Source organism: Kitasatospora sp. NPDC029367, assembly GCF_055569135.1.
Window position 1 is genome coordinate 81,430 of sequence record NZ_JBVHYH010000020.1, and the last position, 11,075, is coordinate 92,504.

Annotated in this window: 10 protein-coding genes; 3 read left to right on the forward strand and 7 right to left on the reverse strand. The window is 75.0% G+C overall.

What is annotated here, in order from left to right; translation table 11 throughout:
* Nucleotides 1-2: 2 nt before the first annotated feature.
* The 4 genes from ACZ4W5_RS13885 to ACZ4W5_RS13900 are packed head-to-tail and all read right to left on the reverse strand — an operon-like array spanning nt 3 to nt 6,640.
* Nucleotides 3-4,175: a CHAT domain-containing protein gene (locus tag ACZ4W5_RS13885; protein ID WP_465654464.1), complete on the reverse strand. Its 4,173-nt coding sequence runs from the start codon at nt 4,173-4,175 to the stop codon at nt 3-5.
* Nucleotides 4,172-4,825: an RES family NAD+ phosphorylase gene (locus tag ACZ4W5_RS13890; protein WP_360233852.1), complete on the reverse strand. Its 654-nt coding sequence runs from the start codon at nt 4,823-4,825 to the stop codon at nt 4,172-4,174. Before ACZ4W5_RS13890 ends, ACZ4W5_RS13885 begins: the two co-directional genes overlap by 4 nt.
* A gap of 4 nt (nt 4,826-4,829) precedes the next feature.
* Complete coding sequence (locus ACZ4W5_RS13895) at nt 4,830-5,492, reverse strand: hypothetical protein (RefSeq protein ID WP_465654467.1); 663 nt, start codon at nt 5,490-5,492, stop codon at nt 4,830-4,832.
* The gene (locus ACZ4W5_RS13900; RefSeq protein ID WP_465654469.1) at nt 5,489-6,640 is read right to left on the reverse strand and encodes a macro domain-containing protein; all 1,152 of its coding nucleotides are present in this window, start codon (nt 6,638-6,640) and stop codon (nt 5,489-5,491) included. Before ACZ4W5_RS13900 ends, ACZ4W5_RS13895 begins: the two co-directional genes overlap by 4 nt.
* 262 nt (nt 6,641-6,902) lie before the next feature.
* Between ACZ4W5_RS13900 and ACZ4W5_RS13905 the strand changes: the two genes are divergently transcribed.
* Both ACZ4W5_RS13905 and ACZ4W5_RS13910 read left to right on the forward strand, forming a co-directional pair.
* Nucleotides 6,903-7,442, forward strand: a complete 540-nt coding sequence (locus ACZ4W5_RS13905; protein ID WP_465654471.1) for a hypothetical protein — start codon at nt 6,903-6,905, stop codon at nt 7,440-7,442.
* A gap of 132 nt (nt 7,443-7,574) precedes the next feature.
* On the forward strand, nt 7,575-8,462 hold the full coding sequence (locus ACZ4W5_RS13910; RefSeq protein WP_465654473.1) for a Rieske (2Fe-2S) protein: 888 nt from the start codon (nt 7,575-7,577) through the stop codon (nt 8,460-8,462).
* 3 nt (nt 8,463-8,465) lie between these two features.
* Here ACZ4W5_RS13910 and ACZ4W5_RS13915 read toward each other — a convergent pair whose 3' ends face one another.
* From ACZ4W5_RS13915 to ACZ4W5_RS13925, 3 genes are all read right to left on the reverse strand, one after another.
* Entirely contained in the window at nt 8,466-9,008 is a 543-nt protein-coding gene (locus ACZ4W5_RS13915) for a DUF6328 family protein (RefSeq protein ID WP_360233867.1), read from the reverse strand.
* A gap of 47 nt (nt 9,009-9,055) precedes the next feature.
* The gene (locus tag ACZ4W5_RS13920) at nt 9,056-9,421 is read right to left on the reverse strand and encodes a hypothetical protein (protein ID WP_465654475.1); all 366 of its coding nucleotides are present in this window, start codon (nt 9,419-9,421) and stop codon (nt 9,056-9,058) included.
* 189 nt (nt 9,422-9,610) lie between these two features.
* A complete protein-coding gene (locus tag ACZ4W5_RS13925) occupies nt 9,611-10,360 on the reverse strand; it encodes a class I SAM-dependent methyltransferase (protein ID WP_465654477.1) in 750 nt (249 codons plus the stop codon).
* 231 nt (nt 10,361-10,591) lie between these two features.
* Here ACZ4W5_RS13925 and ACZ4W5_RS13930 point away from each other — a divergent pair, with 231 nt between their 5' ends.
* The gene (locus ACZ4W5_RS13930) at nt 10,592-10,915 is read left to right on the forward strand and encodes a plasmid stabilization protein (RefSeq protein WP_360233876.1); all 324 of its coding nucleotides are present in this window, start codon (nt 10,592-10,594) and stop codon (nt 10,913-10,915) included.
* Nucleotides 10,916-11,075 lie beyond the last annotated feature (160 nt).

Sequence of the window (11,075 nt, forward strand, 5' to 3'; positions counted from 1 at the left end):
CGTCACTGCCCCAGGTGGGTGAAACCGGCCCAGGCCGAGAGGTCGTCCGGCTCCACCGCAGCGGCGCGGGCGGCCAGCGCGCCGGGCATACCGGGCGGCAGCCGGCGGTCCGGGTCGAGCATCCACAGCTGGGCCCGCCGCAGCGCCCGGCCCGCCTGTTCCTGCTCCCGGCGCAGGAAATGGTGCGTCATGAACATCAGGACCGAGGTGGCGTCGTCGGGAACCGGCCACAGCGAGCCGATCACCGAGCGGGCTCCGGCCACCAGGAAGGCCGTGGCGAGGCTGTACGCCTCGTTGTGGCCGCGCCCGGACACATGGCTCCGGCAGGCCGCCAGGACCACCAGCTCCAGCCCGTCGCCGCTCCGCCCGGCCGCCTCGGTCAGCTCCTCGGCGGCCAGCTCACCGCCGCTGAAGGAGAGGTACGAGCTGTAGCGCTGGTTGGCGGCCACGGTGGCATGGCAGGCCAGGTGCAGGACGCCACCACCGCCGCGGCGCAGCCAGGCGAGCACCTCGGCCGGCGTGCCCGGGCCGTCGGCCTCGCCCGCCGCGCGCCGCCCGAGGAAGCTGCCCCGCGGGTAGAAGGCCCGCTGCACCGCGTCCGCCTCCTCGCCGGCGTAGCGCAGGTCCCCGGTCGGATTGCCGACCACCAGGGCGGCGCCGGTGTGCGGGGTGGACGGCCGGGCGGCCACGTCGCACAGCAGCCGAGCCGAGGCAGCGTACGAGATCTCGGCCAGCTCGACGGCGTACCGGCGGCGTCCGGTGGCGTCCGGCTCCGACCAGGCCGCGTGCCACGGCACCACGCCGAGGGCGCCCATGGGCACCAGGACCAGCGACGGCGGGCGGGTGCGGCCGGGTGGTGGCACGAGCAGGTCCAGCAGTGGCTTGACCGCCGCGTACCAGGCCCAGGAGCACAGCCGGTCCAGTTGCCGGCGCAGCGAGGCCGAGTCGGGTGCGGCAGCGTGCGGGGCCGGCCCCATGTCCCGGACGGACCGGCCGGCCGGGGTGTAGGCCCGCAGGGGTCCGGCGTCCTCCTTCAGCAGCGGCAGCGGCAGCCAGTGTGCGCCACCGTCCGCGGTGACCAGGACCGCCGCCCCGCCGCGGTCGTCGGAGGCCGGCACCAGGTACACCAGGGCGTCCGCCCGGCAGCTGCGCAGCGCCTCGCCGATCTCCGCAGGGGCCGGGGTGCCGAGCAGCCGGGCCGACGGCCCGCCGTCCGGGCCGTGGGCGGTCAGCGCGGTCAGGACGCGGCGGCGCAGTTCGCTCGGGACGCCGCCGGGCCCGGTCCAGCCGTCCGCTCCGCCGGGCGGTTCGGCGCCGCCCGCGGCCCGCCACTCCTCGGCCAGATCGGGCCGGCCGGTGGCGGTCAGCAGCTCGGGCACCGTCATCGCGGTGTTCGCGGCGTGCAGCACCAGTCCGCGGCAGGCGTCCAGTGCCTGGACGGCGGCCTCGGGGGCGTCGTCGGCCAGGCACCAGGCGGCCACCTCCAGGGCCGCGGCGGTGGCCTCGGCCGCGCCCTCGGCGGCGTGCCCGGTGCCGGACTGGAGCAGCGCCGCCCAGGAGTGTCCGCGCAGCGACTCGAGCCCGGCGAGTCGTCCCCGGCGGCGGTCGTCGCGGGCCGGGTCGGCGCGCAGCCGGTAGGCCCGGCCGAGGGTCAGGTTGCACACCGCCCAGAGCCGGTGCTCGGGGCCGCCGGCCAGCCGGGCGGCCCGCTCCAGCAGGTCGATGCCGGTCTCCAGTTCGCGGCGGTCGCGGCTCCGGGAGGCCTTGGCGCAGTGGACGCTGCCCAGGACGGAGGCGTAGCGCAGCCAGTCGTCGCTTCCCTCGTCGGACAGCTCCAGGGCCTCCCGGAGCAGGGTCATTCCTTCGTCGAGCAGCCGAGGGTCGGGCCGGTCCATCGCCCGTGCGGTGCGGGCGATACCCGCGTCCCCCAGCACCCAGGCACGGTGGTCGCGCGGCAGCCGCGCGGCTTGGCGGCGCAGTTCGTCGAGGGTGGCACCGCCGTGGGCCGCCATGGGGGTGGTCGGCACGCCCAGGCTCCTGGCGAGCTGGTCGCGGCCCATCCGGGCGTTCTCCAGCATCGTCCACAGCTCCCCGCGGGCGGGGTCGTCCGGGTCGAGCGCGCCGTGGACCTCGGCGAGCCGCGCGATGGCCCGGTCGCTGCCGGCCAGATCGCCCTGCCGCGCGCACCTAATGGCCTCGATGCCCGCGACCTGGCCGTCGATGAGCGACCGGAGGTAGGGGGTGGTGCCGGGCCGGTCGCGCAACCGGGCGATGGCGCTCGCGGCCGTCTCCACCTCGTCGAGGCCGCCGCGCAGTTGACCTCGCTGGCCCTGGACGGCCGAGCGCAGCAGCTCGATGCCGTCGGTCATCCGCCCGTCCTGGCCGGTGCGCAGGTCGCGGGCCGCATCGATGTGCTCCAGCGCCCCGTCCAGGCCCGACCCGTCTCCGGCTGTCGCCTCGTTCAGGCCGATCAGGCCGGCGACCGCGTGGACGTTGCTCAGCCCAGCGGCATCCCCCTTCCGGTGCTGCAGTGCGGCCTGCAGGAGCGCGGTCTTCTGCTCGGTGGTGACGTGCGTGCCGTGCGGATCGAGGAACGGCACCAGGCCGTACAGGAACGCGGCCGTCTCCCCCGACTCCCGGCTGTCCGGGTCCATTTCGCGCCAGGTCCGGTACAGCCGGTCGAATTCCGCGGACAGCCGGTCGAGGCCGCCGATGTCGTTGGCGAGACCGTTGAACTCCTGATCGCTGAGGTTCACGAAGGCCCCGCCGTGTTCGACGTCCGCCAATGTCCCCATGGTGGCGCGGTGGGCCTCCTGGAGGAGGGCGTCGACCTCGGGGCCCGCCTCGGCAAGGCCCTGGCTCACCAGTTCGTGTCTGACCCAGCCGTGGCACATGACGGCCATCCGCCGGAACTCGGCGCTCTGGCTCTCGTCCTCGAGGGCACGCCCGCTGGCCGCGGCGAGCACCGGCAGGCGCGCCGGGTCGCCGTCGGCCCGGTAGCGGGCCCACTGGAGAGTCGCCACCAGCAGGGCCAGCGGCGCGGCCGAGCCGCCGTCCTGTTCGGGCTGCCAGCGGTCGAGAGCCCGCTGCAGCAGGTGGAGCGCCCGGTCCCGTCCGGCGTCGTCGTCGCGCTCGGTGGCACGCTGGTAGAGCAGCCGTCCGAAGCAGTCCAGGTACGTGGGCAGCAGTTCGTCGACGGCACCCGGCTCGGCGAGCAGTGGCGCCAACTCCGCCTCGGCGGGCCCGACCTGGGTGCTGTCGTCCCAGTGCCACCACAGCATCGCCCGGATGTAGACCATCCGGGCCATTGCCTCGCGGCCCCACCACGGTCGCTCCGCGGATCGCTCGCCGGCCTCGGCCAGCGCTCGGCCGAACTGGGTCCGGGCCTCCGTCAGCAGTTCCCGGTCCCGGGCGCGCTGGCCGTGCACCATCTGGGCGGTGGCGAGTCCGTAGCGCAGCAGCGGGACGTCGCTGTCCGGCGTGGCCGCCTCGAGAGCCGCGCGGAAATGCCGGACGGAGGCCTGTGCGTCGGGCAGGTCACCGCCGGTGCGGTACCGCTCGTGGTGCAGTGCACCGGCCTCCCCGTGCAGTTCGGCGGCCTCCGGGCTGCCGGGTGCGTGGTCGTCGAGCGCGGCGTCGTACCGGCGCAGCGCCTCGGCGAGCAGAGCCGCCCGTTGCGGGGCGGGCCGGTCGTCGGACTGCACCCACCGCAACCGGGCGAGCCGGGCCACCAGGTACCTGCCGAGCACCCTGAGGTGCTCGAACGACGACCCGGCGACCTGCTCGGCCAGGCCGTCGACCAGCAACGCCCAGGCCTGGTCGAGCAGTTCGGGTTGCGGCCGGTCGTCGTACCGGAACAGCAGCACGCGGGCGCGGAGGATCCGCCAGGCGTCCCAGATCTCCTCCTCACCGGGCCGGGCGAAGGCCCGCTCGAACGCCTCGTCCGCCAGGTCCAGGTCCTCCGGGCGGGCCTGCCGCAGGAAGAGCTGGTAGCTGAAGTCCCCGGCGACCGCCCACGCCCTCGGTGCCTGCGGGTCGTCCGCCCGCAGACCCGCCAGCTGCTCCAGCAACTCGTCCCGCTCGGCACGCAGTTCGTCGTCGGAGACCTCGTCCGGGTCCGGGTCCCGGTCCGGGTCCGGGTCCGGGTCCGGGTCCGTCGCCCGCTCCGGCGTCACGGGGCGATCCTCGCGTGGTAGGGCTCCAGCAAGGAGTTGAGCCGCCTCTCCCCCTCGGCGGTGTCGAAGTCGACCGGCGGGACGCCCGTCTCCTCGACAACATCCGGCACGCAGCGGTCACCGAACAGGACCACCACCCGGTCGCCGGGCTCACGCTTGGACGGCCAGAGGAAGCCCTGCGCCCACGGGTCGGTGTGCTCGCGGATCCAGTGGCCCCAGTCACGGGTGAACGGGTACTCGGCGGCCTCCGCCTGAACCAGCCAGGAGTCCTGGGCGACACTCGCCAGCTCCCGGCCGGTCACCAGGGACACCACGTCCAGCTCTGCGGCCAGCCGCAGGAAGGACAGCCGGCGGCCGCGCACCGCGGCCCTCGGCACCAGCCGCGGCGTCCCGCCCGGATCGAACGGAACCGACCGCAGCAGCGACTCGCACGCCGCCGACTCGGCGGTGAGCCCGGCGTAGAGATAGCCGAACGGGTCGCACCTGGTGGCGTCGAAACGGCCGCCGCCGTAGAGGCAGTGGGCGGGTACGGGATTGAACGCGGTCGCCGGGTGGCGGGCCGCGTGCAGGCGGTACAGCGGGGTGCCGGCCGGCAGGGTCAGCTTGGCCGGCGTGCCCGGCAGCACCCGCGGGGGCCTGGTGTTCGCCATCCGGTTACTCCTCCTCCGACAGGTACCGTGCCGCGTCCACGAGTTGGCCGTCCCGCCCGGCGCCGAGCAGGTCGGCGGGGTTGCCGCCCAGCCAGGCATTGGCCGACCGCCACCAGTCCGCGACGCCCCACGGGTCGCGTTCGGCGTCCAGAACGGTGTTGACCTCCACCACCGTCGGCAACGGCGTGCCCGCGGCGCCGAACTGGAAGCCGGGCAGCCGCGGCCTCCCGCCGGGCCCGGTCAACCTCAGCAGCCCGGCGGCGTCCGGATCACCGCCCAGCAGCCGCACCTCGTCGGGGTCGAGCGCCGGTACGGCCAGGATCCTCGCCCGGATCGGGCCGAGCACCGGGCCGACCATGCGGTGGCCGTCGAGCACCAGCACGGCCAGGTCGTCCGCATGGAAGCCGAGGTGCGACCGGTCCTGCGGGTCCCCGGCGAACCGGGCACCGGACGCGTCGTCGAGCCGTCCGGACTCGGCGTCCGGCAGCGCTTCCAGCAGCAGCCGGGCCGCCTCCTCGGCCGCCTGCAGTCGGTCCGGCCCGTCCTGCTCGGCGGATCTCAACGCCTGCAGCAGCGCCTCCAGTTGGCGGCCCGACGCGGGTTCCAGCAGGCCGGCCAACCGGTCCCAGTCGGCGGCGGCCGCCGCAAGCACCTGGTACGGGTTCATCGGGTCCTTCCGTCGACGGCCTGCACGGCCGTGAGTTGACGTTCGATCAGGTCCGCGGCGGCGGGCCGCCGCACCACGAGGTGCACCTCCCACTGCGCACCGCGGATCAGTTCGGCCTCCACCGCGGCCCAGAGCATGCCGAGACTGACCTCGTACGGCAGCCCGCCCCGGCCGGAACCGAGCAGCGGAAGACAGATCGAGCGCAGCGGAGGATCGAACTGCCGGTGTTCCTCGGCCAGCACGGCGAACGCCCGGGCGACCGCCCGGGTCACGTCCGCCGGCAGCACGTCGTAGTCGTTCGTCCCCAGGCGCGGGACCGCCACCGCGGCGTGGTAGATCCGCCGAACGCCCTGCTCCAGCAGCGCCCCCGCCCCGACCGCCGCCACGGTTCCCGGCAGCACCGCCCGGCCCGGCGCCCCGTGCCGGACGGCCCACCTCCGCAACTCCTCGTGCACCAGGTCCTCGACGAGCTCCCCGGTCGGCCCGCGCAGCGCTCCCACCCGCCGGAGCGACGCCGACACCGACGACTTGTACGGCTCCGGCAGCGCCAGATAGGTGTTGGTCGGCGAGACCACGACGTCCACATCGCGCAGCAGATCGACGGGGTGGACGTGCACCGTCACCAGCGCGGTCCGCTCGCCCACCCGGACCCGCAGCGACCGGTGACCCGACGACGCGGGCGAGAGCGGCCCGACGTCCCCGCCGTCCCCTGCCTGGTCCGCCTGGCGCGACTGCGCCGCCCGACCCGGCTGCCCCGCCCGCGCGGCCATCCGGATCACCTGCTCGGCGACCTCACCCAGCACCAGCGCCTCGTGGTGCTTGCGGAATCGCTCCACGCTCACCCCGTACACGCGCGCGGCATGCTTCCGACGGTCGGCGGGCGGCCAGTCGCGAGTACCCTGGGCCAGGCCGAGGCTGTACTCGGCGGCCTTGTGAAGGTTGCCGGGATCGATCCGCGCCACCGCCAGCCGCAGCAGCCGCTCCACAGCGGCGGGCCGCGACTCCCGCCCGGCCGGCAGGTCGATCATGTCTGCGGCCCGGGCCAGCGCCGGGAGCTCCAGCTCACGCAGCCGCACCAGGCCGACCCGCCGCAACTCCCGCACCTCCCCGAGAACTGACGCGTGGTCCGGCGGGTCGCTGTGCACCATGCCCGAAAGGATCGCACCGCGCCGACGGCGGCGACAAGCCGGATCCGCACCGGCCTCCGCGCCACCGAGACCGTCAACGGCGGCTTGCCCATCCACATCGGCGCCGCTCTGCTCGGCGACCTGAAAACGGCATCGCCGCACCTTCGGACGGTAGGCAGCTCCGTCGAGCTACCGGCGGACGGCCCGGCGTGCGAGACTGATGATCATCACCGGGGCGGCAGAGCGCAGGTCCCCGGCAGGGGACGACACCACGGGGAACACCATGCAGAACACCGGCACCGACGCGGCCGCATCCGAATCCATATCCGCCGTCGGCCTCGACGTCGCCGGCGCGGCCGATGCGGCCGGTGCCGCCGGTGCGGCCGGTGCCGCCGGTGCGGCCGGTGCGGCCGGTGAACTGCTGCCCTCGATCGGCGAAATGCGGCTCCCCGCCTGGTTCTTCGGCTTCGAGGGCGTCCTGGCCGGCGCCTTCGACCTGCTGCGGGCCTTCCCGTCCGCCTGGCCCGCCCTGATCGTCCTCGTGGCGGTCAACATCACCGTCTCGCTCACCCTGCTGCGCAAGCGGCTCCAGCTCGCCAAGCTCCTGTGGCGCGGCAAGGGCACCCGCAAGGTGGCCTTCGCCCTGGTGGGCCTGCGGCTCGGCACCCACCTCCTGCTCAGCGCGCTCGGATTCGCCCTCGTCTCGGCACTCGGCCACGTCCTGATGGCCCTGGTGATGGCCGGCGTCACCGTCGGCCTGCTGGTGTACGTCCAGCGCACCGCGCTCGCCGCCCTGGTCACCGCGGGCAAGGCCACCGCCTGAGACGTCGGTGCGGCCTCGGTGGTCACGGCGGTTGGCGCCGCAGCGTGATCACGACGCCACGACGAGTGCAAAGGCGGCTCAACGCGCACCCGGACGGGGTTTGGCCTCCCGGCGTCCGGCAAGCCGCCAGGCATGGACGTTTCAGCTCTGCAGAACCGCCGCTGGTCCCGCCGACTGCGCCGCACGCTCGACGCACCGGCACACTGGGAGGTCCTCGACCTCCCCTCCGGGAAACTCGCCGACGCGGTGGAAGCACTCCCGCTCGGGCCGTACCGCGACGCCCTGCGCGGCGTGTGGCTCGGCCACCCGCTCCACCCGGGCCTGGTCCAACTGCCCATCGGCTGCTGGACATCGGCAGGCCTGCTGGACTTCACCCCGGGAGCTCGGCGGTCGGCCGACGCGCTCGTCGCCACCGGGCTGCTGACGGCCGTGCCGACCGCGCTGTCCGGCTGGGTGGACTGGGCCCGGCTCGACCCGCCGCGCCGCCGCACCGGCCTGGTCCACGCCCTCGCCAACACGACCGGCGTGCTGCTGTACGCCGGCTCGCTGCTGGCCCGCTGCCAGGGCCGACGCGCCCGCGGCCGGCTGCTCGGCCTAGCCGGGCTCGTCGCCATCACGGGCGGCGGTGTCCTCGGCGGCCACCTGGCCTACGGACAGGCCGCCGGCCCCAACCGGGCCGCCGACGCGCCCCGACTCGCGCCCGCCGACTGGATAGGACTCGGCCCGGTCGACGACTTCCCACCGGGCGAACCCGTCCGCAGGACGGCCGGCGACCTGCCCGTGGTCGTCGTCCGCGAGGGTGAGCGCTGCCACGTGCTCGCGGAGCGCTGCGCCCACCTCTCCGGCCCACTCGCCGACGGCACGGTGGCCGACGGCTGCCTGCGCTGCCCGTGGCACGGCAGCGAGTTCCGCCTGCGGGACGGCGAGGTCGTGAGCGGCCCGGCCACCTCGCCGCAGCCGGTGTTCGAGACCCGGGTGCTCTCCGGGCACCTGGAGGCACGACTGCCCGGCGCCGGCTGACCGTCAGCCCAGCGGCCCGCCCCCACCGCCGGTGTCGCCGTACTCCCGCGCGGCCGCCCGGCGGGCCGCCGTGCGGCGCAGCACCACGTGGGGCAGGACGAGCCAGGTGGCGGTGAACCAGACCAGGACGGCGGCACTCAGCGCCCACGCCGCGGCCGGGTTGCCGGTCGCGGTGCGCAGCAGGAGCAGCAGGGCGGCGGCGATGGTCAGGGCCAGGGTGGTGAGCCCGGTGGCGATGAGGCGGCCGGCGACGTGGATGAGTTCCGGTTTCATGTCGTGGCCGGTGAGGAAGCGGTGGAAGGCCACGGGTGCGATCAGGGCGCCCGTGGCCACGGCGCCGAGGACGACCGTGGCGACGTAGAGGTTCTTGTCGAAGTCGGGCAGGGCGTCGAAGCGCGGGGTGAAGGCCACGCCGATGAGGAAGCCGAAGAGGATCTGCGCGCCGGTCTGGCACACGCGGACCTCCTGGAGCATCTCGTTCCAGAGCCGGTCGGCCCGTTCCTGGGGCGTCTCGTCCCGGCCGGGTGTGCTGTCGTTCTTCGTCAACGGATCCTCCCCGCCTGGCGCGGTGGGGCCTCGGTCGTGGTGACCGGTCAGGGGCGGTCCTCGTGGTGGCCGCACAGCCAGGCCAGCGCCTGGTAGACGCCCAGGGCGTGCCCGGCGTCCGTCCGGTCCTCCAACGCGTCTCGATCTGCCAGCGCGTCGCGAAGGCGTACCGCAGCGGCCTGGCACTCGGCCAGCAGCTGTGCCCGGCACGGTCCGCTGGTCCCGAGCACGGCGGCGGCGGCGGTGACCGGTGCCGCGATCTGGGCTCCGGCGGCCCAGCGGTAGGCCCCCAGGACACCGTGGTCGAACCGGGTCCAGGGCTGCGGGCGCCGGTTGGAGGTCTCGATCGCGTCGAACACCTCGTCCATCACCCGGACCCCCACCGCCGGGATCTCCGTCTCGTCACTGGTCATGCCCGCAACCTACGACGACTCGCCACCGCCCGCCGCGCGGCAGGACGGCCGGACGGCCCGTCGGCACGGGCGTGCCCTGTCGGATGCCCGGGCATTCGGGTGAACCACCGCACCCGGCGGCGGCCGCCACCGGCCGGGGAAGGGCAGGCCGAGGCGGGGTAGGCCGGGCCCGGCCCGTCCGGGTCGGTGTCACGCGGTGGGGCGACGCGCGGCCATCAGGTCCGCGCCCGGCGCCTGCACCAGTCGCAGGCCGGCGGCCTCGAGCTCCTCGCTGAGCCGCTCGGGCGAGGCAGGCCACAGGTCGAACGCCTCCCGGGCCTCGCGCAGCAGCTCCTGCCCGCGTTCGACGCGGTAGGTGAAGACCATGCGCAGGACGCCGCGGTGGGGCCGACGGGTGACGTCCGCGCTGTACAGGTCCGGGCCCACCCGCACCGGACCGAGCCGCCCCACCTCCTCGCACCCGGCGGGCAGGTCGGTGGGCGGGGGGTCGAACAGGAGCAGCCCGCCCGGCAGGAGGGCGGCCGAGATCGCCTTCCAGGTGGCACGCCTCGTCGGGGGATCCAGGCAGGCGACCACGTTGGAGGCGACGGCCAGGTCCGCCACGGCCGCCAGGCCTGCCGCCTCCAGGGTCTCGGGGTGCACGGTGACGCGGGCACGCTGGTCCGCCCCGAGGTGGGCCAGGCGCGACAACAGGGCGGCGCGCATGGCCGGGGCCGGTTCGACGGCGTGGACGGGCACGCTGGAGGCGCGCAGCAGGACCTCGGTGACGATTCCGGTGCCGGCGCCGACGTCCAGGACCGCGTGACGGGCCCGGGTGGCAGCCTCGGCGAACCGCCGCTCCGCCAGGCGGCGGTCGGTCTCGGCCTGCAGGAGGTCGTAGAACTCTGCGGAGACCGCGTATCCGCCGTCGGAGGAGTCGTTCACGGAGGAGTCGTTCACGGCGCACTCAGCCGTGGACGGGCGTGAAACGCGGCGGGTCCGCAAGCCGGCTGGAATGTGCCGTCGACATCGAGGCCTCCCTCACTCCTGCCCTGGGCGGGTCCGCCCTGTCGACGCTACGGCCCGACGACCGGCCGTGCATGCGGCGCGGGGCCCGTTTGCCCCGCCGATTCCGGGAAAGCCGCAACAGCATGGAACGAGCCCCACGGTCATCGGACAGGAGGGTGTGACATGCCTCGCGGATCGAGTCCCAAGCGGGAGCGGCAGTACGAGCACATCAAGGAGAGTGCGCTGGAACGCGGTGAGAGCGAGAAGCGCGCCAAGGAGATCGCGGCCCGTACGGTGAACAAGGAACGGGCCCGGCACGGGGAGTCGAAGACCGCCAGCCGCAGCTCGGTGCAGGACATCTCCTCCGCCCGTCGCGGCGGGCTGCACTCGCACAGCGGCGCCCAGGGGCCGACGAAGGAGCAGCTGTACAACGAGGCCAGGCAGCGCAACATCCACGGGCGCTCGAAGATGAACAAGAAGGAACTCGAACACGCCCTGGGCCGATAGGAGTTGGTGACCGCGGGAACCGTTCCCGCACCGCCCGACCCGGGCATCCACCCGCACCACGGGCACCCACCTGGGGGGGGGGGGGGGGGGGGGGGGGGGGGGGGGGGGGGGGGCGGGGGTGGGGGGGGGGTAGGGGGGGTGGTTGGGGGGTTTTTTGTGG

Coding starts and splice junctions, on each gene's coding strand:
- ACZ4W5_RS13890 (WP_360233852.1), bottom strand. CDS start 4,825: ATGGCGAACACCAGGCCCCCGCGGGTGCTGCCGGGCACGCCGGCCAAG.
- ACZ4W5_RS13905 (WP_465654471.1), top strand. CDS start 6,903: ATGCAGAACACCGGCACCGACGCGGCCGCATCCGAATCCATATCCGCC.
- ACZ4W5_RS13930 (WP_360233876.1), top strand. CDS start 10,592: ATGCCTCGCGGATCGAGTCCCAAGCGGGAGCGGCAGTACGAGCACATC.
- ACZ4W5_RS13900 (WP_465654469.1), bottom strand. CDS start 6,640: ATGGTGCACAGCGACCCGCCGGACCACGCGTCAGTTCTCGGGGAGGTG.
- ACZ4W5_RS13920 (WP_465654475.1), bottom strand. CDS start 9,421: ATGACCAGTGACGAGACGGAGATCCCGGCGGTGGGGGTCCGGGTGATG.
- ACZ4W5_RS13895 (WP_465654467.1), bottom strand. CDS start 5,492: ATGAACCCGTACCAGGTGCTTGCGGCGGCCGCCGCCGACTGGGACCGG.
- ACZ4W5_RS13910 (WP_465654473.1), top strand. CDS start 7,575: ATGGACGTTTCAGCTCTGCAGAACCGCCGCTGGTCCCGCCGACTGCGC.